The 20194-nt window shown below is 61.8% G+C and carries 18 protein-coding genes; 4 read left to right on the forward strand and 14 right to left on the reverse strand.

All coding sequences use genetic code 11. The annotated features are described in order from the left end of the window. Position 1 precedes the first annotated feature (1 nt). Positions 2 to 1318, reverse strand: coding sequence for a phosphate regulon sensor histidine kinase PhoR (gene phoR / locus ACJ8J5_RS21640; RefSeq protein WP_025301740.1), 1317 nt, complete (start codon positions 1316 to 1318; stop codon positions 2 to 4). Positions 1319 to 1342: 24 nt separating this feature from the next. Beyond that, complete coding sequence (phoB, locus tag ACJ8J5_RS21645) at positions 1343 to 2032, reverse strand: phosphate response regulator transcription factor PhoB (RefSeq protein ID WP_004940438.1); 690 nt, start codon at positions 2030 to 2032, stop codon at positions 1343 to 1345. A gap of 215 nt (positions 2033 to 2247) precedes the next feature. Here phoB and sbcD point away from each other — a divergent pair, with 215 nt between their 5' ends. The 3 genes from sbcD (at position 2248) to licT (ending at position 7809) form a co-directional block, all read left to right on the forward strand. Beyond that, positions 2248 to 3480, forward strand: coding sequence for an exonuclease subunit SbcD (gene sbcD, locus ACJ8J5_RS21650; protein WP_025301739.1), 1233 nt, complete (start codon positions 2248 to 2250; stop codon positions 3478 to 3480). After that, entirely contained in the window at positions 3477 to 6728 is a 3252-nt protein-coding gene (gene sbcC, locus ACJ8J5_RS21655) for an exonuclease subunit SbcC (RefSeq protein WP_414104802.1), read from the forward strand. Before sbcD ends, sbcC begins: the two co-directional genes overlap by 4 nt. 232 nt (positions 6729 to 6960) lie before the next feature. Next, positions 6961 to 7809, forward strand: a complete 849-nt coding sequence (licT, locus tag ACJ8J5_RS21660) for a BglG family transcription antiterminator LicT (protein WP_043135622.1) — start codon at positions 6961 to 6963, stop codon at positions 7807 to 7809. On the opposite strand, the gene ACJ8J5_RS21665 is transcribed toward licT, so the two are convergent. The 3 genes from ACJ8J5_RS21665 to mak all read right to left on the reverse strand — a co-directional run bounded on the left by ACJ8J5_RS21665 (position 7806) and on the right by mak (position 9439). Further along, positions 7806 to 8192 (reverse strand): type II toxin-antitoxin system VapC family toxin, encoded by a 387-nt coding sequence (locus tag ACJ8J5_RS21665; RefSeq protein ID WP_049206211.1) that lies wholly within the window; start codon positions 8190 to 8192, stop codon positions 7806 to 7808. The genes licT and ACJ8J5_RS21665 overlap by 4 nt on opposite strands. Then, positions 8189 to 8422 (reverse strand): type II toxin-antitoxin system Phd/YefM family antitoxin, encoded by a 234-nt coding sequence (locus ACJ8J5_RS21670; RefSeq protein WP_089180592.1) that lies wholly within the window; start codon positions 8420 to 8422, stop codon positions 8189 to 8191. Before ACJ8J5_RS21670 ends, ACJ8J5_RS21665 begins: the two co-directional genes overlap by 4 nt. A 102-nt stretch (positions 8423 to 8524) precedes the next feature. Next, entirely contained in the window at positions 8525 to 9439 is a 915-nt protein-coding gene (mak, locus tag ACJ8J5_RS21675; protein WP_025301734.1) for a fructokinase, read from the reverse strand. Between the two features lie 216 nt (positions 9440 to 9655). On the opposite strand from mak, the gene rdgC reads away from it, so the two are divergent. Further along, entirely contained in the window at positions 9656 to 10567 is a 912-nt protein-coding gene (gene rdgC / locus ACJ8J5_RS21680) for a recombination-associated protein RdgC (protein WP_004940461.1), read from the forward strand. 65 nt (positions 10568 to 10632) lie between these two features. On the opposite strand, the gene ppnP is transcribed toward rdgC, so the two are convergent. The 9 genes from ppnP to ACJ8J5_RS21725 all read right to left on the reverse strand — a co-directional run bounded on the left by ppnP (position 10633) and on the right by ACJ8J5_RS21725 (position 20123). Further along, positions 10633 to 10923: a pyrimidine/purine nucleoside phosphorylase gene (gene ppnP / locus ACJ8J5_RS21685; RefSeq protein ID WP_004940463.1), complete on the reverse strand. Its 291-nt coding sequence runs from the start codon at positions 10921 to 10923 to the stop codon at positions 10633 to 10635. Between the two features lie 211 nt (positions 10924 to 11134). Continuing rightward, positions 11135 to 11812, reverse strand: coding sequence for an AroM family protein (locus ACJ8J5_RS21690; protein WP_089195581.1), 678 nt, complete (start codon positions 11810 to 11812; stop codon positions 11135 to 11137). Positions 11813 to 11816: 4 nt separating this feature from the next. Continuing rightward, positions 11817 to 12746, reverse strand: coding sequence for a DUF1177 domain-containing protein (locus tag ACJ8J5_RS21695; RefSeq protein ID WP_025301732.1), 930 nt, complete (start codon positions 12744 to 12746; stop codon positions 11817 to 11819). A gap of 34 nt (positions 12747 to 12780) precedes the next feature. Beyond that, positions 12781 to 14337 (reverse strand): OPT/YSL family transporter, encoded by a 1557-nt coding sequence (locus tag ACJ8J5_RS21700; RefSeq protein ID WP_049209291.1) that lies wholly within the window; start codon positions 14335 to 14337, stop codon positions 12781 to 12783. Positions 14338 to 14556: 219 nt separating this feature from the next. Next, a complete protein-coding gene (locus ACJ8J5_RS21705; RefSeq protein ID WP_025301730.1) occupies positions 14557 to 15330 on the reverse strand; it encodes an IclR family transcriptional regulator in 774 nt (257 codons plus the stop codon). Between the two features lie 253 nt (positions 15331 to 15583). After that, the gene (locus ACJ8J5_RS21710) at positions 15584 to 16375 is read right to left on the reverse strand and encodes an energy transducer TonB (protein WP_197833102.1); all 792 of its coding nucleotides are present in this window, start codon (positions 16373 to 16375) and stop codon (positions 15584 to 15586) included. Positions 16376 to 16377: 2 nt separating this feature from the next. Continuing rightward, complete coding sequence (locus tag ACJ8J5_RS21715; RefSeq protein ID WP_197765244.1) at positions 16378 to 17709, reverse strand: HlyD family type I secretion periplasmic adaptor subunit; 1332 nt, start codon at positions 17707 to 17709, stop codon at positions 16378 to 16380. Continuing rightward, positions 17706 to 19484, reverse strand: a complete 1779-nt coding sequence (locus ACJ8J5_RS21720; protein WP_047572472.1) for a type I secretion system permease/ATPase — start codon at positions 19482 to 19484, stop codon at positions 17706 to 17708. The genes ACJ8J5_RS21715 and ACJ8J5_RS21720 overlap by 4 nt, the downstream gene beginning before the upstream one ends. 72 nt (positions 19485 to 19556) lie before the next feature. After that, the gene (locus ACJ8J5_RS21725; protein WP_197770070.1) at positions 19557 to 20123 is read right to left on the reverse strand and encodes a heme acquisition protein HasA; all 567 of its coding nucleotides are present in this window, start codon (positions 20121 to 20123) and stop codon (positions 19557 to 19559) included. Between the last annotated feature and the right edge of the window lie 71 nt (positions 20124 to 20194).

The following is a 20194-nucleotide window of genomic DNA, read 5'->3' on the forward strand; positions in this document are numbered from 1 at the left end:
GTTAATTTTTCACCGCATTCTCTGATAAAGCGGCGGGAACAATCAACCGATTGGGTAAGGTAAAGATAAAGCGGGTGCCGATCCCCGGTTCGCTGAGGATCTCCAGCCGCGCATCGTGATGGCTGAGCGCGTGTTTGACAATCGCCAGCCCCAGCCCGCTGCCGCCGGTCTGGCGCGAACGGGCCTTGTCGACGCGGTAAAAACGCTCGGTCAGGCGCGGCAGGTGCTCGGCGGCGATGCCCGGCCCGTTGTCGCTGACCTGGAACTGCGCGCCGTGCGCCGTCTGCTGCCAGCTCACTTCGATGTGGGTACCCTTCGGCGTGTGGTTGACCGCGTTGTACACCAGGTTAGACACCGCGCTGCGCAACTGATCTTCATTACCGAACACGTTGAGCTGCTCGTTAACCCGGAAGGTGATCTCGTGATTGCCGCCGCTCAGCGACTGCGCCTCGCGCTGTAACACCCGCAGCATCAGCGGGATATCCACGCGCTCGTTCATGTCAACATTGGGTGCCGCCTCGATGCGCGACAGTGTCAGCAACTGCTTGACCAGCCCGTCCATCCGGCGGGTCTGCTCTTGCATGGTGCCGAGCGCCTTGCTGCGCAGCGAACCATCCTGCTCTTCGTCACCCATCATCTCCAGGTAGCCCTGCAGCACCGTCAGCGGCGTGCGCAGCTCATGGCTGACGTTGGCGAAGAAGTTGCGCCGCGCGCCCTCCAGCTGGCGCATCTGGGTGACGTCGCGCGCCACCATCAGCAGTTGCCCTTCGGAATACGGCATCACGCGGAATTCGACGTAGTGTTCGTTGTTCAGCTGCAGCGTCAGCGGGCGTGAAAACTCCTGCTGTTGCAGATAGTGGCTGAATTCCGGATAGCGCAGCAGGTTGAGGATGTGCTGGCCGTTGTCTTCCGGCCAGCGGAAGCCAAGCAGATGCTGCGCCAGCCCGTTGCACCAGAAGATATTGCCCTCGACGGTGGTCATCACCACCGCGTCAGGCAACGATTCGGCCCCGCTGCGAAAGCGCTTGATCAGCAGCGCCAGCTCGCGCCGGCGGCGGCGATTGCGCTGCTGCATCTGATACAGGCCATAGAACAGCGGCTCCCAGCTCCAGCGGCCGGGCGGCGGCGTCATGCTGCGGTCAATCCACAGCCAATGGGAGAGTTTGAGCTGGTTGTAGAAATTCCACACCAGCGCAGCCAGCGCGGAGGCCAGCAGAAACCAGGGCAGATAACCGAAAATCAGCCCCAGCAGCAAGGCGGGCAAACAAAAAAGAGCCAGCTCCAGAGCCAGCCTCTTCCACGACAGACGTTCTAACACGGCATATTCTCCAGCGCAGCGCGATCAGTAGCGCGTTGAGAACCGGTAGCCGGTGCCCCGAACGGTTTGAACCATTTTATCATGCCCACTGGTTTCTAACGCTTTGCGGAGCCGACGGATATGCACGTCAACGGTACGGTCTTCCACATAAACGTTAGTGCCCCAGACGTGATTAAGCAACTGCTCACGGCTATAAACCCGCTCCGGGTGGGTCATAAAGAAGTGCAGCAGCTTGAACTCGGTCGGCCCCATGTCCAACGCCTGATCGTTCGCCATCACGCGGTGGGAGGACGGGTCCAGGCTCAGGCCTTGCATTTCAATCACTTCTTCCACCGCCATCGGTGAAATGCGGCGCATGACCGCCTTGATGCGCGCCACCAGCTCCTTGGGCGAGAACGGCTTGGTAATGTAATCATCCGCCCCCACTTCCAGGCCGCGCACGCGGTCTTCCTCTTCCCCGCGCGCGGTCAGCATCATGACCGGAATATCGCGGGTCAGCGCTTCGCGCTTCATATGTTTGATAAACTGAATGCCGGAACCGCCGGGCAACATCCAGTCAAGCAACACCAAATCAGGGAACGGCTCAGACAGACGCGTCACGGCGCTGTCATAATCCTCGGCTTCCAACGGTTGGTAACCATTTTGTTCCAACACAAAGCACACCATCTCACGGATCGGCGCTTCGTCTTCCACCACCAGTATGCGTCTTGCCATCGTCAATCCTGCCAATGTGTTAGCGACTTTTCGGGCGCCATTATGCGTCAGTTTTGTGACACTTTTATGAAAAAAACCGGCTGTTATAGGCAGTAAGCATAGCGATTATTTCCCGCAGTAAAGAAAAATCATCCGGTTGTCATCATCATTGCGCCGGGACAGCCGCCGCCGCGGCCTTTATAATCATCGCCATTATCTTTGCATCCGGGAGTGTCATGCGCCTGATCCACACCTCTGACTGGCACCTTGGCCAGTACTTTTTCACCAAAAGCCGCGCCGCCGAGCACCAGGCTTTTCTGAACTGGCTGATCGAACAGATCGAACAGCAACAGGTGGATGCGCTGATCGTCGCCGGGGATCTGTTCGATACCGGCTCACCGCCCAGCTATGCCCGCGAGCTGTACAACCGCTTCGTGGTGGAACTACAGCGCACCGGCTGCCAGTTGGTCGTGTTGGGCGGCAACCACGATTCGGTGGCGACGCTGAACGAATCGCGGGAACTGCTCTCCTGCCTGAACACCACGGTGATCGCGAGCGCGCAAGGCGCGGCCGAACAGCAGATCGTGGTGCTTAACCAGCGCGACGGCCAGCCGGGCGCGGTGCTGTGCGCCATCCCGTTCCTACGGCCGCGCGATCTGCTTACCAGCCGCGCCGGCGAATCCGGCGCGCAGAAACAGCAGGCGCTGCAGGAAGCCATCGCCGAACATTATCAGACGCTGTATCAGGCGGCCTGCGAGCGCCGCGACCAGCTGGGCTTGCCGCTGCCGATCGTCGCCACCGGCCACCTGACCACCGTCGGCGTCACCACCTCCGACTCGGTGCGCGACATCTATATCGGCACTCTGGACGCCTTCCCGGCGCAGGCCTTCCCGCCCGCCGATTACATCGCGCTCGGCCACATTCACCGCGCGCAGAACGTCGCCAAGTCAGAGCATATTCGCTATAGCGGCTCACCGATCCCGCTCAGCTTCGATGAGCTGGGCAAAGCCAAAAGCGTCTTCCTGGTCGATTTCGCCGACGGAGCCCTCCAGCAGGTAGATGCGTTAACGATCCCGCAGTTCCAGCCCATGCAGCTGATCAAAGGGGATCTGGCCGAGATCGAACGGCAACTGCAGCAATTTGCCGACTATGCCGGCGAGCTGCCGGTGTGGCTGGATATCGAAGTGGCGACGCAGGACTACCTCAGCGATATTCAGCGCCGCATCCAACTGATGGCGGATGAGCTGCCGGTGGAAGTGGTGCTGTTGCGGCGCAGCAAAGAGCAGCGCCGCCAGGCAATCGCGCAGCAGGATAAGGAAACGCTGAACGAACTGAGCGTCAACGAGGTGTTCGAACGGCGCCTGGCGCAGGAGGCCGACATGCCCGAAGCACGCCAACGGCGGATGCACCAACTGTTCCGCCAGGTGGTCGATGCGGTGCAGCACAATCCTGAGGAGACCAACCCATGAAGATCCTCAGCCTGCGGTTAAAAAACCTCAACTCGCTGCAGGGCGAATGGAAAATTGACTTCACCGCCGAGCCGTTCGCCAGCAACGGCCTGTTCGCCATTACCGGCCCGACCGGCGCGGGCAAAACCACCCTGCTGGACGCCATTTGCCTGGCGCTGTACCACCAGACGCCGCGCCTCAACGTCACGCCGAGCCAGAATGAACTGATGACCCGCCACACCGCCGAATCGCTGGCGGAGGTCGAATTCGAGGTCAAGGGCGTCGGCTATCGCGCCTTCTGGAGCCAGCGCCGCGCCAAGAATGCGCCGGACGGCAATCTGCAGGCGCCGAAGGTCGAATTGGCGCGCCGCGAGGACGGCAAGATCCTGGCGGACAAGGTGCGCGACAAGCTGGAGCTTACCGCAACCATCACCGGGCTGGACTTTGGCCGCTTCACCAAATCGATGATGCTGTCTCAGGGGCAGTTCGCCGCCTTCCTCAATGCCGAGGCCAACGATCGCGCCGAACTGCTGGAAGAGCTGACCGGCACCGAAATCTATGGGCGACTGTCCGAACAGGTGTTCGAGTCGCACAAGCAGGCCAAAACCGACCTGGATGGGTTACACCAACGCGCCAGCGGCATCGAACTGCTGAACGACGAGCAGCGCCAGTCTCTGACCGAACAGCTGACGGCGCTGAGCGCGCAGGAAATCGCCCTCGGCGAGCAAACCCAGCGACAGCAACAGGCGCTGAGCTGGCTGCAGCAATGGCAACGCCTCCGGCAACAGCAAGGCGAGGGTCAACGGCGGCTGGAAACCGCCCAGCGCGAGCAGGCGGAGGCCGCCCCGCAGCTGCAGCAGCTGGCGCTCAGCGAACCGGCCGAGAAATTGCGGCCGCTGCGCGGCGAACGCGATCGCTGCCGCGCCGAACTGCAGACGATACAACAGCAGGCAGCCCAGCTGACGCAGCAACAGGAACAGCACTCGGCGCAGCTGGCGCCGCTGCAGCAGGCGGTGGAAAAAGCCCGCCTGGCGCAGCAAACCCATGCCGAGTATATGCAGCAGCAGCAACAGCTGATCGATGAGCAAGTCGCTCCGCTCGACCACCAAATAGCCCAACTGCAGTCGACACAGGCCGAGCGACGACAGGCCGCCGATGCCACCACGCAGCAGTGCGCCCAGCAGCAAACTACGCTGGAGAAGCTCACCGCTCAGCGCAGCCAGCTGACGGCACAGGGCGCACTACATCAGCAGCAGTTGAACGCGCTGAACGAAGCGCTGGCCGTTCAACAACAGCAGCAACAGGCGCTGGAGGCGCAAACGCCGTTGGCCCCGCTGCGCCAACGCCTGAGCGCCCTGGCGGATCTGCGCCCAACACGCCAGCAGCTGTTTACTCTGGCGTCCCTTAACCGTCAGACCCGCGAGCGTCTGGCTAGGCAACAGGCGGAGCACGCCGAGCGGCAAACGCAGCTCGCCGGGCTGCAACAGCAGTTGGAGAGCGCGCGTCAGCAATTCAAACAGCACAAGGCGCAGCTGCAGGAAGTGGAGCAGATCCACGAACTGGAAAAACGCATCGTCAGTCTGGAAGCGGAGCGCGCCCTGCTGCAAAGCGGTGCCCCCTGCCCACTGTGCGGTTCCACCAGCCATCCAGCAGTAGAGCAGTATCAGGCTGTACAGCCTTCGGCCACGGAACAGCGTTTGGTTGAGATGCGTACTCTCGCCGAGAAACTGCAAACCCAGGGCACCGAGTTGCGTACCCGCTGCGAAGGCCTGCAGGAACAGCAACAACGCCAGCAGCAAACCATCGCGCAGGATGAACAGCAGTTGGCTGCCCAACAGCAGCAGTGGCAGCAGCTCAGCGCACCGCTGGCGTTCGACTTTACGCTGGCGGAGAGCGAGCGACTCAGCGCCTGGCTGAGCGGTTGCGACGATGAAGAGCGGCGCGGGCAGCACGCGCTGCAGCAGCATGAACAGGCGGCGCAGGCAGTACAACAGGCAAAAGACGCGCTCGCCGCTCTGCAAACGCAGCAGCAGCAGGCGCAGCAACAGCTGGCGCTGCTCGAAGAGCGCTTTACGCTGCTGCAGAAAACCTATGCCGACAGCCTGCAACAGCAGCAAGACCTGCAACAACGCTGGCAGGAAGGCGAGAAAACTCTCGCAGAGCGGCGCGCGCAGCGGCTGGCGCTGTTCGGCGAACAGCGGGTCGCCGAGGTGCGGGAACAGCTGCGCGCCAAACAAACCGCCTGTGAACAGGCCAGCTTACAGGCCGCCGAACAGTGGCAAAAGGCGCAGGAACTGCGCGAGCGCCTGACCGGCCAGCAGGCCGGGTTACAACAACAGCACACCCAGATGCAGGAGCGGCTGCAGCAGGCGCAGCAGCAGTGGCAGCAGGCGCTGGCCGACAGCGAATTCGCTGATGAAACCGCCTTCACCGCCGCGCTGCTGGACGACACACTGCGCCGCGAATTGCAGCAGCGTAGAGAGCAACTGCAACAGCGGCAGGTAGAGGCCGCGGCCCTGCTGACGCAGGCGACGCAAACGCTGGAGCAGCATCGGCTGAACCGCCCTGAGGGGGTGGATGAAGCCAACACGGATCTCGACGCGCTCACCCAATCGCTGGCCGAGTTGGCACAGCAGTTGAAAACGTTGCAGCTGCGCCAGGGTGAACTGCGCAACCAGTTGGAAAGCGACGCCGCCCGTCGCCTTAATCAGCAGGCGCTGTTCGAGCAGATCGCCCGCAGTCAGCAAGACTACGACGACTGGAGCTACCTCAACCAGCTGATCGGCTCGAAAGAAGGCGACAAGTTCCGCCGCTTCGCTCAGGGGTTAACGCTCGATCATCTGGTCTATCTGGCTAACCAGCAACTCGGCCGGCTGCATGGGCGCTACCTGCTTCAGCGCAAAACCAGCGATGCGCTGGAGCTGCAGGTGGTGGACACCTGGCAGGCGGACGCGCTGCGCGATACCCGCACCCTGTCCGGCGGTGAGAGCTTCCTGGTCAGCCTGGCGCTGGCGCTGGCGTTGTCCGATCTGGTCAGCCACAAAACCAGCATCGACTCGCTGTTCCTCGACGAAGGCTTCGGCACGCTAGACGCCGAAACCCTCGATACCGCGCTGGATGCGCTGGACAGCCTGAATGCCTCCGGCAAAACCATCGGCGTGATCAGCCACGTCGAGGCGATGAAAGAACGTATTCCGGTGCAGATCAAGGTGAAAAAGGTCAACGGGCTCGGCGTCAGCCGGCTGGAGGCGCATTTCAGGCTGGAATGATCCCGCGGCGCGCGGCGCAGAAGTGTGACCGCGGCGGCACTCCGCAGTGAAAAGCGTTGAGCCGCGGCGGGCACGGGTTATTATGCCAACATAATAGGATTGTTACTGTATCCCCTCCGCCGCTCAGGGCCGCAGGGAAGAAACATAAAATACAGGCAAAACCTGACACCCGGGATCGCTTCCGGGCGTCAGGTTTTTTCGTTTTCAGGATGCTGAAACACCGGGAAAAACCATGAAAATCGCTAAAATACTCAATAATAACGTGGTGATTACGCTGGACGACCGTCAGGAAGAGACGGTGGTGATGGGAAAAGGAATCGGCTTTAAAAAGAAGCCCGGCGATACGCTGGACGAAAGCCTGATCGAAAAGGTATTCACCCATAACGGCGGAGAAACCGCCGAGCGCTATAAAGAGCTGCTCGCCGAGATCCCATTAGCCTGCGTCACCACCGCCGACAAGATCATTACTCTCGCCCGCGAACGCCTGCCGGGCAAGTTGCATAACATCGTCTACATCACGCTGACCGATCACATCCACTTCGCCCTGCAGCGCCATGCGCAAGGGCTGGATATCAAAAATGCGTTGCTGTGGGAGATTAAAAAGCTCTATCCGGCCGAGTTCGCCGTCGGGCTGGAGGCGCTGGCCCTGATCGCCCAACGGCTGGACACCGCGTTGCCGGAGGACGAAGCCGGATTTATCGCCCTACACCTGGTCAACGCCCAGCTTAACGACGAGATGCACAACACGCTGCATATTACCCGCGTGATGCAAGAGATCCTCAACCTGGTCAAATACCATTTCCGCTTTGATTACAACGAGGAATCCCTGAGCTACCACCGTTTCGTCACCCATTTGAAATTCTTCGCCCAGCGCCTGCTGGGGAAAAACTACGTCGACAGCGACGACGACTCGCTCTATCAGGTGGTGAAAGAGAAGTACCGCGAGTCATTCGCCTGCGCCGGTAAGATCAACCGCCACATCGAAAAGCACTATCAGCATCAGCTCACCACGGAAGAGATGATGTTTCTGACCATTCATATCGAACGGGTGCGCAGCGAAAGCGAGGAAAAGCCGGCTTAACGGCGAGCGTCGGCTACCCGCACGCCGTACTGCGGAAACACCGCGTCGGCGGAGACCAGCGTCAGCCCTTCGGCCTGCGCCTGTGCGATCAGCATGCGATCGAAAGGATCCTGATGATAGGGCGGCAACTGCCCGGCCTGTTGGCAGTGAAAGGCGTCCATCGGCAGCGACAGAAAATCTTCGGCCTCGATGATCGCAAAGATATCTTCCGGCAGCGCCAGTTTGCCCAGCGCCTGCTTGATCGAGATCTCCCAAATGCTGGCCGCGCTGACGTACACCGCATTGCCCGGATCGGCGATCTGCCTTTTGGCGTTCGCGCCCAGGCAGGCGTCATCGATCAGCCACCACAGCAACGCGTGGGTATCCAGCAACAGGCGCTTCATGCATCGCCCTCAAACAACGCCGCAATGGCCGCATCCTCGGCGTTGAAATCCGCCGGCACGGTGAACTTGCCCTTGGCGGCGCCAGGGCGGCGCGCTTCCCCCTTGATGGCGACCAGCTGTACGTACGGCTTCCCTGCTTTTGCAATAATCACGGTTTCTCCCTCCGCGGCTCTGTCCGCCAACTGGCTCAGATTGGATTTGGCTTCGTGCATATTGGCCTGAATCGACATACGCGTCCTCCTTAGCTAAGTTAGCTAAATCATAAAACGCCGTCCAGTTTTTGTACAGGGAAGGGTTTAAAGCGCGAGCAGCCTGGCGCTTTGCTGCAACGTTTAGCGCTGCTGTTGCGGCCACAGCCAGGCCGCACCGCGTACGCCGCTGGAGTCGCCGTGAACCGCCTTGCGGATCGGCGTTTCACACTCGCCGCCAAATACCCAACTTTTCACCCGCTGCGGCACCGTGCGGTACAGGCGATCCACGTTGCTCATGCCGCCGCCGAGCACCACCACGTCCGGATCCAGCATGTTGATCACGTGCGCCAGCGATTTCGCCAACCGCATTTCGTAGCGAACGATCGCCTGCTCCGCCAGCGCATCGCCCCGCTCGCTCAGCGCCATGATCTCATGCCCTTGCAGCGCGTTGCCGCTCAGGCGCGCATAGTCGGTAGCGAAACCGGTGCCGGAAATAAAGGTTTCGATGCAGCCCGGCTTGCCGCAGTAACACGGCACGTCGCGAGCGTAACGCAGCTCATCGTCATCCTGCCACGGCAGCGGGTTGTGGCCCCACTCGCCGGCGATGCCATTGCCGCCAGAATGCGCCTGGCCGCTCAGCGCCACGCCGGCGCCGCAGCCGGTGCCGATAATGACCGCGAACACCGTTTTCGCGCCAGCGCCTGCGCCGTCGGTAGCTTCCGACACCGCCAGGCAGTTGGCGTCGTTGGCAATACGCACCTCGCGCGCCAGCAGCGCCGACAGATCCTTGTCCAGCGGTTGGCCGTTGAGCCATACCGAGTTGGCGTTCTTCACCCGCCCGGTAAACGGCGACAGCGTGCCGGGAATGCCGATCCCGACCGATCCCAATTCGCCGGTATGATCTTCCGCCAGCTTCACCAGCCCGGCGATCGCCGCCAGGGTTTGCCCATAGTCATGGCGCGGCGTGGCGATGCGATGGCGAAACAGCTCCCGCCCGTCGTCCGCCAACGCAATCACTTCAATTTTCGTCCCACCCAAGTCGATGCCAATGCGCACGTATTTTTCTCCTCGATGCCACGTAGCGTTGCCACAGCCTAATGTAAGCGCGCAGATGAATCACCTGTTTCCCACCCTCCACCCCGCCCTTTCTCGGTGCGTAAAGCAACGCAATTCGGAGAGAATGGGGCGATTTTTCAGCGTCAATTCGTTATCATGCCGCCCTGCTTTTGACGAATCAGCGTGCCGAGCGCACGCCCAGCCAGGGATAACATTATGCTGTGGTTTAAGAATTTGATGGTTTACCGTTTGAGCCGCGAAGTGGCGTTAAACGCGGATGAAATGGAAAAACAACTCAGCGCGTTCGCCTTCACGCCGTGCGGCAGCCAGGACATGGCGAAGACTGGCTGGGTCTCCCCGATGGGCTCGCACAGCGATGCGCTGACGCACGCGGTCAACGGCCAGATCGTCATCTGCGCGCGCAAGGAAGAGAAAATCCTGCCGTCGCCGGTCATCAAGCAAGAGCTGCAGGCCAAGATTGAGCGCCTGGAGGCGGAACAACACCGCAAACTGAAGAAAACCGAGAAAGACGCGCTGAAGGACGAAGTGCTGCACAGCCTGCTGCCGCGCGCGTTCAGCCGCTTCAACCAGACCTTCATGTGGATCGACACCGTCAACGATCTGATCATGGTCGATGCAGCCAGTGCCAAACGCGCCGAAGATACGCTGGCGCTGCTGCGCAAGAGCCTCGGCTCGCTGCCGGTGGTGCCGCTGACGATGGAAAGCCCGATCGAACTGACGCTGACCGAATGGGTGCGTTCCGGCGAGATGCCGGCCGGCTTCGCCATTCAGGATGAAGCGGAATTGAAAGCGATTCTGGAAGAAGGCGGCGTGATCCGCTGCAAGAAACAGAATCTGATCAGTGACGAAATCGCGGTGCATATCGAAGCCGGCAAGCTGGTGACCAAGCTGGCGGTGGATTGGCAGGAGCGCATTCAGCTGATGCTGTCGGACGACGGCTCGCTCAAGCGCCTGAAGTTCGCCGACACGCTGCGCGAGCAGAACGACGACATCGATCGCGACGACTTCGCCCAGCGCTTTGACGCCGACTTTATCCTGATGACCAGCGAGCTGGCGGCGTTGATCAAAAACACCATCGAAGCGCTCGGCGGCGAAGCCCAGCGTTAATCCCGCCGCAGAAACGACCAGGGCCCAGCATCCGCTGAGCCCTGCGTTCCCCTAACGAGCAACGTTTATTTGCTCAGATAGCGGCACAGATAGGCGGTCGCGTCGGCCACCTGCAGGTTGAACTCGCTGTGCCCCGGCACGAAGAACTTCTCACCCGGCGTAAACACCTGCCAGTCCGGCGCCCCTGGCAGCAGCACTTTCAGCGCCCCGGTGATCACCGTCATTTCTTCCGGTTGCGCGGTGGAGAAGGTGTATTCGCCCTCTTCCATCACGCCCACGCTGGTAAGACCGATGCTGCTACTGTCAAAACCGATAGACTTCACTTTTCCGGCAAAATACTCATTCACTTTCAGCATAGACTGGCACCCGCGTAATCATCTTGATGGAAAATCCATATTGGGGGATTGCGGTTGATCTGTCACTGGTTTTTCGCGCGAAATGCGATCGCGGCGCAGAGTAAAACGCTGCCGGGCTTCTCACCGGCAGTCAGGGCTGCTGAAGCCCAGGGAGATCCAGGGGCGCAAAGCGCCTGAGACCGCGTCGAGCGGTAACTTTTCGCTATTTGAATCAGTCGACTAACTCTGCAGCCAGCTTGGCGACCAGTACGTTCGACAACAACACTGGCACCGACAGACGCGCCTGCAAAAAGGCGCGGTGACGCTGGTGATAACCGATGCAGTCTAGCACCACCACCTCCGCCCCCTGCCGCAGCAGTGCGCAAGCCGCCTGCTCCAGCGCGGCATCATCTGCCAGATAGGGGCTGGCGACGGCATAGCTCGGCGGCGTCGCCAGCTGCCGCCATTTACGCGCCTGCTGCTCAACCTGTTCCGCCATTGGCACCACGATGCCGACGCGGTGTGCGCCGACGATCGCGGAGATCAACGGCGGAATAATGCGATCCGGCTCCAGCAACAGCGCCTGTTCCGCCTGCAATTGGCCGAATTCGCCGGTGCACAGCAGCAGGATCACCTGGCACCCCGCCGCTTCCAACTCGCGGATCTTCTGCTGCAACCCGCTTTCGACGCGAGCGGCACCGAGCGTCACCTGCGTGCCGTCCAACAGGCGCGACACCAGCAGCTTATCGCCCTGTTGCGGCGCATAACGCTCGGCGATCTGCCCGGCATCCAGGCCGTCCAGCAAACCGACGTGCCTCACCCGCTCCGCCGGCAGATAAGCAGACAGCAGCGGCATGATATCGCTGCGCGGCGCCTGACCGAGGGTCAGCGTGGCGAATGAAGCCGTCATGGGTCTATCTCCTTTTTTGCAGGTGGCTCAGACTGCCGTACAGCGCCAGCAGCTGGCCGAATTCGGCAGCATCGTAGAACCGGCAAGTGCCGCGGCCAAATTCTTTGGCGACCTCCACCGCGAATTTGACCACCAGCGCGATGTCCGTTTCGTGGCTGGCGCCGGTGCCGCAGCCCGGCACCACCGATTCGCTGCAAATCGCCACGCCGACCACCGGCGCCGCAGTAGCGGTCGAGGGCTGCAGGATGCTGTTGAGGTGATGCACGCCGTTGCCATAAGGGGTGATATCCTGCGTGGTGATCGGGAAGGTCACCGCCGGGCGGCCGCTGGTCATCTCCATGATGCGCAGCAGATCTTCCGCCACCCGCAGGATGTAGCCCTCTTTCACCGTCGGCGACAGCGCATAGCCTTTGTGGTTGATGATGCGATTGCCCTTGGTGGTATCGATCGACAGGATGGCGTCAGCCTCCGGCACCACTTCATTATCGTTCATCGTCACGTCATCGATCGGCGAATCCATAAAATCGACCGGATCGTGCGGCCGGGTCGGCGCGTTCGGGCAAATATGAGTGGTGACGATCACATCGCCCGGCAGCGTGTCGCCCTTACGCTGCATCTCTGCCAGCTTCAGCGCGGCGGCAATGGCGGCGATCGCGCCGTCGCCGTCAGATACCAGCCCGATACGCGTCGGCCGCGCGCCGATGCCGCCCAGGCGGCCGATAATGCCCAGCGTCGGCGCCGCACCGCCAGCGAATTGGCCTGCGCTACCGGGGATCTCGATGCGCACGAAATCGGTACCGCCCTTCGGCCCGTCGGCGCGCAAGGTGCTGGCCCGGATCGCCGGGTAAGGCGCAAACAGATCGACGACGTCCTGGCCGCTGACGAATGCGCTATCAATCAATTCAAAAACCTGCAGCGTTTGTTGCAAACTCATGGTCGTTTTACCTCACCAATGTCATCGGCAGGGGCTATTTGCCCTTGCTGGAAAAAATCGAGCTGAAGAAGTTGTAGAGCGCGTCGCCGGCGATAAACCCGGCCGCCATGATCTCCATCGGTGTGCGGCCACGATCGCCCCAACGGCGCAGGATCGCCACGCGCAGCGCGATACCCACCAGCACCGCCCACCCGGCCAAGGCGTTATTGATCAGCAGACCGGTTGCCAGCAACACGCCGAGCTGGCGCTTAGGGCCGCCGATCAGCTGTACCACGGCACCGGGGATCGCCCAGATCAAAAGGCTCCAGGCGATACCCGGCTGCGCACCGGCCTCGATGGTCTTCGCGTAAACGCGCGCGACCGGCGGGATCAGGTCCTGCAGGAAATAGCTGTGATAAGAGAGGTAAACCACCGGAATGGCGATGAGGAAGGCAATCAGCGCCGCAAACAGCTGAATGCGGCGCCCCAGCAGCTCCTGTCGCAGATCCTCGCCGTAGCCACGCAGGATGAAGCCGGCTTTCAAATCAAAGCCCATGTCGGCGAAGGCCGGCCCGGTGGCGGCGGTAAAACCGGTCAGGATGCACAGCGCCAGCGGTGGGAAACCGATCAGGATACCGACGATCAGGGTGATCAACGCCACCGCGAACGCAGGAAACCAGCCGGAGTGCATGGCGGCGATACCGACGATCAGCTCATGAACGAAAGCGGCGAACGCCGCGTATATCACGAACAGCGCCAACATCGGCAGCGACATCTCGCTGAACAGCCCGCCGATCAGAGCCAAAAACGCGGCGATGGCGATGTAGCCGACCGCGCCCAGGCCGAGCGCTTTGCTTACCGCACTGTCCGGTTGGGTATAACCGGCGCTATCGGCGCGGCGGCTGCGGATCACCTGCGCAACCTGGATCAGCGCCACCAGGCCGGCGCCGACCATCACGCCGTGCGGAATAAAATGGGCATTGATATCGAAACCGGCCACCGGATCGGCGTAAGCCCGCAACAATAACCCGACGCCAAACATGCTCAGCGCCCAGATATTGCCGATAAAGGCGGTGCCGAAGGCCGCCATGGGGATCTTGAGCATTGATCCGGCGATACCTACCCCTACGCCCACCACCAAAAGCCAGGCCTGCTTGCCGCCGCGATCGCCGGCTTTAATCGCTTCCGCGGCGGCGACGCCGGGCGGCCAGGCATTGGCGGCGGGGAACACTTTGGTATCGAACAGGCGATAAAGCAGATAGGCGTCAAGCAACATCGCCGCCGCCACGCCGCAGAACATCGGTAAAATAAGCTGCGGTTGCCCCATCACGTAAGGCACCGCAATCGGCATCAGCAGACAATTGGCCGCGCCGAAGGTGGCAGAGGAGATCACCGTCTGCGCCAGGTTCTGAGTGTGCACCGAGCGGTAGCGTTGGAACATTTTCAGCGGAATGCGTGCCAACAGCATGGCAATCAGCGCACCGATGATCGAGGTGTTGGGCGTCACGCCCAGCGTGGTGATCAGCTGAACGCCGATGATCGCCCCCACCACCGAAAGTAGCGCCATGACCAACAGCGTGCCGGCCTCTTTTAGCGGATTATTTGATTTCATGCTTGGTTTCCCTGAATATTTCCTGCTGCGTGGCGGAAATAACGCCAAACGATAGCTCGCCGCGGCAGTTCCATTATTTGGAACTACCGGTGTCACGACGTGATTATTTTCTTATTCAGCCTGTCTATTTCTTACCAATAAAATACGGTGAAATATAATTAATGAGTTCCCTGGTGTCGGCGCTCGTTAATTATGATGCAACACAATAGCTCAGGCGCGTTATTTGATCTGCTGCCAATAATCATCGCCATATTTTTCCGCCAGTTGGCGGCTGACTGCGGTTAATTCGGCCAAGACTTCCGGTACAAACGGCTGCTCCTCGCCCTGCGAGGGGAAGGACAGGCACAACCCCACCGTCTCGCTGCCGTGCTTGTTCACCAGCGCGGTCGCCAGCGAACTGATGCTGTTCAAGGTTTCATTGCGCGCCAGCGACCATCCTTGACGCCTCACCTGCTGCAACGTCTGCAACAGCGCATCCAACGTTTGCGGCGCATTGGGCGAAGTCGCCCGGTAACCGCCGGCGTAACGCGCCCGAACCTGCTCGTCGCTTTCACGCGCCAGTATCGCCCGGCCGACCGAGGTTTCCGCCGCTGGCGAACGGTAACCCGCCGGGGTGACCACCTGCAAAAAGTGGCGGCCGGGAAACATGCGCATCACCATGATCTCCTGCCCTTCCAATATCGAAAGGTAGCCGGTACAGGCCGTCTGGCGGCATAGCTGCGCCATACTGGCCGCCAGGTTGTCCACCAGCGGCATCGACAGATAGTGGCTGGATGCCGCCAGCAACAGCGCGCCGATGTGATAACGCCGGCTATCGGGATCGCGCTCCAGCATGCCCTGATTTTCCATGGTCTGCAGCAGGCGCGATACCGTGCTTTTCGGCAGCGCCAATTGCTCAACCACGTCGCTGAATGCAATACCCGGTTGGCCATGCATCACACGTTGTTGAGAAAAGAGTTTTAATACCGCAGCGGCATTTTCCAGCGTTGTCATGATCCGCCTTGTTCCACTATATGGAACTCAGTTCCTGTTTTATAATTAAAAACTAAAACCCGAACTCCGCAGCGTCAAGCTGTTTATTTTTTGTCAGCCGCAAAATAAAAGGCATTCGTGCTTTTCAAATGAAAATATTGCGTAGAACGCCGACTTATCCGCGCCGAATAAAATAACGATACGCTCTGAAAATAATGAACAGCAGGACAAGCTGCTGAAAAATGATTTTCTCAGGAGGAGATATTGCCGCGGCTCAGAAACCCGCGCCGCGTAAACTGAAATCGATCGGCAACGTCAATTCCACCGTGCCGTTGACGTAAGCGTCCGCCGGCGGCGTCGGCAGCGGCGAAGCGCGTTTGACCAGCGCCTGGATTTCACGATCCAGCGACGGCAGCCCGGCGCTGCTGACCAGCGTTACCGCCAGCACATGGCCCTGCCTGTCCAACGTAAAACGCACCTGCCCGACGCCCTGGCGCTTCAGCCGCAATGCGTCTTTGGGGTAACGCTTAAAGCGATTAAGGCGGCTGTTGATGCGGCTGCGCCAGCTATCCTCTCCTGTTTGCGCATAGGGCATCAGGCGGGTTTGCGGCGCGGCCGTTTTATCCGCCCGGCCCGGCGGCGGCGCGCCGGCGCTTTGCTCCTGAACCTTCGGCGGCGCGATCGTTTTCTCCTGCGGCGGCGTGCGCGGCAGGGGGTTTTTCTTCACCGGCTTGGGCGGTTTTTTCTGCTTCGGCGGTACGGCGATGTTCGGCCGTACGGCTTCAGGCACCTTCACCGTCGGCAAGGGTTCCGGCGGTGCCGGCGGTTCAACCTGAGGCGGCGGCGTCCTTTGTCCCGGCGGTTGTTTTACCTCGGCAGGGGCCTGCGGTGCGGCGGCCATCAGCACCATGACCGCCGGCGGTGGCACCCACGGCGGCGCGGCCTTGTCTCGCCAGGGCCAGAGCAGCGCCGCGGCCAGCAGATGCAGCGTCAGCACCAGCACCAGGCAGCGGCGCCAGGGCATGGCGGCACCGGGTGCGGCGAAAGGCAGCGACGAAACCGACATGCTCACTCTTCCGTCAGCGCCAGATGAAGGCGATCGGTCAGCGGTTTGAACAGGTAGTTCATCATCGAACGCTCGCCGGTGCGGATGAAGCCTTCGACCGGCATCCCCGGGCGGATCTCCAACCCGTTCAGGCGTTGCAGCCCCGCTTCGCTGACCTTGGCGCGCACGCTGTAATAGGGCGCGCCGCTTTTCTCGTCGGTCAGGCGATCGGCCCCGACCAGCGTCACCTCGCCCTCGACGCGCGGCGTGGTGCTTTGGTTAAACGCCGAGAACAACAGCTCGACCGGCAATCCCACCTGCACCTTGTCGATCAGCTCGACCGGGATACGCGCCTCCACCTGCAGCCCCCGATCGCTGGGCACGATCTCCATCAGTTGCTGACCGGCGCCGATCACGCCACCTTCGGTGAACACGCTCAGCCCCACCACGGTGCCCGCCACCGGCGCTTTCACCTGCGTATGACCCAGATCGGCCTCCGCCTTGGCCAGGCGGTTATCCAGTTCGTCCAGCTTCATCCGCACCTCGGCCAGCTGGCTACTGACCTCTTTCTGATACTCTTCCCGCCGCTGGATCGCCCGCAGCTTCAGCTCCAGTATTTGGCGGCCCAGGCGGCCGATATTCCCGGTGTCCTCGGACGCCTGGCCGTCGATCTGCGCATGCTGCCCTTCCAGATCCAGCAGCCGATTGCGCGCCACATACCCCTGCGCAGCCAGTTTGCGCATACCGCTCAGCTGCTCCTGCAACATGGCCTTTTGCCGTTGCTTGCTGGCGTAAGACTGACGGATCCCTTCCAGCATCGCCTGCGATCCGGCAATGCTCTCCGCGATCGCCGCCAGCTCACTCTGCAGCGCCGCTCGGCGGCTGGTGAACAGCTGCTGCTGCAGCAGCATCAACGACATCACCTCTGGCTCCTCCCGCCGCGCCTGCAGCAATGCCGGGAAAGCGATCGCCTGCAGGCCGTCGCGTTCGGCCTGCAGCCGCGCCCGCTGCGCGGCGTTGCTCAACTGCTGGCTGCGCAGCGCATCGCGCTGGGTGCGGCTGTCGACGGTATCCATCAGCAACAGCACCTGCCCGGCGCGAACCCGGTCGCCTTCATGCACTTGAATTTGCGACACTACGCCGCCGCTCGGGTGCTGCACCGCCTTACGGTTGCCGGCCACCACCACGCTGCCGGAAACCGGCACGCCTTTGTCCAGCGGCGCCAACAGCCCCCACAGCAGGAAGCCGCCAAACCCCAACAGCACCAGCCAGCCGCCGAGCCGCAGATGGCGCCCTTCGTCGAACTGTCGGGAAAGGGCGTCGATATCGCCGGGGATCACACTCTGATTGCTCATACTTTTCGTTCACCGCTGGCCGTTTTGGCAAAGTTGGCGTAGTTGACGTTGAAGCCGCCGCTGCTGCGGCCGACGTTGGCCGGTACGGCTGCAGGCGCAAAACCAGGCAGTTTCTTCAGGATGGCGTCGCTGGGGCCGAAGTGCTGCACCTGGCCGGCGGCCAGCACCAGCAATTTGTCGGTGGTCGCCAGGATCGCCGGTTTGTGGGTCACCAACACGATGGTGGTACCGCGCGCCTTCAACGCTTCGATCGCCCGCTGCAGCGCCTCTTCCCCTTCACGATCGAGGTTGGCATTCGGTTCATCCAGCACTACCAACGCCGGAGAACCGTACAGCGCGCGCGCCAGCGCCACCCGCTGACGCTGGCCGCCGGACAGGCCGCTGCCGCCCTCACCCAGCTCAGTTTCATACCCTTTGGGCAAATGCAGTATCAATTGGTGCACGCCGGCCAGCGCGGCCGCGGCCACCACCTTCTCGGCGTCAACCTGGCCAAAGCGGGCGATGTTTTCCGTTAGGGTACCGGCGAACAGCTGGATATCCTGTGGCAAGTAGCCGATATGCGGCCCCAGCTGCTGTTTATCCCACTGCCGGATATCCGCGCCGTCCAGCCGCACGTCGCCGCTGAGCGGCGTCAGCGCGCCGACCAGTTGGCGCATCAGCAGCGTTTTGCCCGAGCCGGATGCGCCAATGACGCCCAGCACCTCACCGGCCTCCAGACGAAAACTGACGCCGTGCAATACCGGTGCGCTCCCGCCGGGCGCGCTGGCGGCCAGCTGATTCACGGTCAAGGTGCCATTGGGGGCCGGCAGCGGCAGGCTCGCCGCCTGCGGCGGGTTGGCGGCCAGCATCACCTCCAGCCGCTGCAGAGACTGGCGCGCCGACGACCACTGCTTCCAGGCGCCGATCAGCTGATCGATCGGCCCCAGCACCCTGCCGATCAGGATCGATCCGGCGATCATCATGCCCGGCGTAATGTCGCCGTTGACCGCCAGCAGCGCGCCGCAGCCCAACATCAGCGACTGCAGCGCCAGCCGCACGGTTTTCGACCAGGCGGTGACGGCGGCGATTTTCTCGCTGGCGCGGTTCTGCAACAGCAGGAACTGCTGATGCTGCCGCAACCAACGCAGGCGCAAGTCGGTCAGCATCCCCATGGCGGCAATGGCTTCGGCGTTGCGCAGGTTGCCGTTGGCCTGCTGCGTGGCGCTCAGCGCGACCCGGCCAGCCTCCGCGAGCGGCGCTTGCGACACTCGCTGGTTGAGCCAGGCCAGCAGCACCAGCACGATTACCCCGGCGCTGGCCAACGCGCCAAGCCAGGGGTGGAGCAGAAACACCACCAGCAGATAAACCGGGAACCAGGGGGCATCGAAAAAGGCGAACAGCGCATTGCCGGTGGCAAATTGGCGCAGGTTGGTCAGATCGTTCAGCGCCTGCCCCGCCAGCGGGTTGCCGGTTTTCAGATTGGTTTCGAAGGCGGCGTCGTAGACCCGCTGATTCAGGCGCATATCCATCTGGGCGCCGAGGCGGATCACCACCTGGCTGCGCACCCACTCCAGCAGCCCCATAAACAGGTAAAGGCCGACCACCATCAGGGTCAGCATCGCCAGCGTCATGCGGTTGCCCGACGGCAACACGCGATCGTAGACCTGCAGCATGTACAGCGCCGGGGCCAGCATCAACAGGTTGATCACCGCGGTAAACAGCGCGATGCCCCAAAATCCGCGCCGGTATGCGGCCAGCACGCTCATCACTTCTCCGCGCCTGACGGCGTTTTTCATGGCGTTTTCCATCGGCTAAAAACGAGAAAATGCCCGCCGGGGCGCACGGCGCCGGCGGGCAAACAGCCGCAATCAGGCCGCCAGCAGTTCCGGGCTGTCGGCGTGCTGCACGCCCACCGCCGTCGCCGCCGCCACCTGATCGAAGGTGGAATTGACGCTCAGGCCGTAGTCGTCGAGGATGCCGTTCAGCGCGGTCTCCAGCGCGCCGGTATCGCCGGACATCAGGCCGTACACCACCTGGTGCACCACGCCATCGTGGCCTTCGCCGCGCAGGCTGCTGAGATCCAGGCCGCCGAAGCTGACGTCAGGCACCTGAATGCTGTACGGCGATGTATCGCCGCCGCTCAAACCGTCGCCGAACGACAGCGAATCCAACTGACCGTACAGGGTGTGTGCTGGTTCTTCGAACAGCGTGTAGGTCAGATTGCCGCCCGCCACGAAGGCGGTCACCTGGTTTGCCGTGCTGCTGATGGCATACTGACTGCCGGACAGGCTGCCGCCATAGAAGCCGCCGCTGTTGGCGTCGGTGACATTGCCGTTGGTGTGATTGACATCACCGAATGTCGAAGCCCACTGGCCCAGATAGTCATGAATGCTGTAACCGCCGAAGCTGCTGTCATAATTGACTGAAAATGCCATTTCTCTATCTCCATTGATGAACGGCGCCCCTTGCGAGGCGGCCCTTGTGCTCAAGGATGAGCAACGCCCTT

Source organism: Serratia sp. CY43202 (genome assembly GCF_052168755.1).
GTDB lineage: Bacteria > Pseudomonadota > Gammaproteobacteria > Enterobacterales > Enterobacteriaceae > Serratia > Serratia bockelmannii.

Bases quoted from the DNA above. Each gene is read 5' to 3' on its own strand.
- phoB (WP_004940438.1), bottom strand. From the start codon at position 2,032: ATGGCAAGACGCATACTGGTGGTGGAAGACGAAGCGCCGATCCGTGAG.
- sbcD (WP_025301739.1), top strand. From the start codon at position 2,248: ATGCGCCTGATCCACACCTCTGACTGGCACCTTGGCCAGTACTTTTTC.
- sbcC (WP_414104802.1), top strand. From the start codon at position 3,477: ATGAAGATCCTCAGCCTGCGGTTAAAAAACCTCAACTCGCTGCAGGGC.
- licT (WP_043135622.1), top strand. From the start codon at position 6,961: ATGAAAATCGCTAAAATACTCAATAATAACGTGGTGATTACGCTGGAC.
- ACJ8J5_RS21665 (WP_049206211.1), bottom strand. From the start codon at position 8,192: ATGAAGCGCCTGTTGCTGGATACCCACGCGTTGCTGTGGTGGCTGATC.
- ACJ8J5_RS21670 (WP_089180592.1), bottom strand. From the start codon at position 8,422: ATGTCGATTCAGGCCAATATGCACGAAGCCAAATCCAATCTGAGCCAG.
- rdgC (WP_004940461.1), top strand. From the start codon at position 9,656: ATGCTGTGGTTTAAGAATTTGATGGTTTACCGTTTGAGCCGCGAAGTG.
- ppnP (WP_004940463.1), bottom strand. From the start codon at position 10,923: ATGCTGAAAGTGAATGAGTATTTTGCCGGAAAAGTGAAGTCTATCGGT.
- ACJ8J5_RS21690 (WP_089195581.1), bottom strand. From the start codon at position 11,812: ATGACGGCTTCATTCGCCACGCTGACCCTCGGTCAGGCGCCGCGCAGC.
- ACJ8J5_RS21695 (WP_025301732.1), bottom strand. From the start codon at position 12,746: ATGAGTTTGCAACAAACGCTGCAGGTTTTTGAATTGATTGATAGCGCA.
- ACJ8J5_RS21700 (WP_049209291.1), bottom strand. From the start codon at position 14,337: ATGAAATCAAATAATCCGCTAAAAGAGGCCGGCACGCTGTTGGTCATG.
- ACJ8J5_RS21705 (WP_025301730.1), bottom strand. From the start codon at position 15,330: ATGACAACGCTGGAAAATGCCGCTGCGGTATTAAAACTCTTTTCTCAA.
- ACJ8J5_RS21710 (WP_197833102.1), bottom strand. From the start codon at position 16,375: ATGTCGGTTTCGTCGCTGCCTTTCGCCGCACCCGGTGCCGCCATGCCC.
- ACJ8J5_RS21715 (WP_197765244.1), bottom strand. From the start codon at position 17,709: ATGAGCAATCAGAGTGTGATCCCCGGCGATATCGACGCCCTTTCCCGA.
- ACJ8J5_RS21720 (WP_047572472.1), bottom strand. From the start codon at position 19,484: ATGAAAAACGCCGTCAGGCGCGGAGAAGTGATGAGCGTGCTGGCCGCA.
- ACJ8J5_RS21725 (WP_197770070.1), bottom strand. From the start codon at position 20,123: ATGGCATTTTCAGTCAATTATGACAGCAGCTTCGGCGGTTACAGCATT.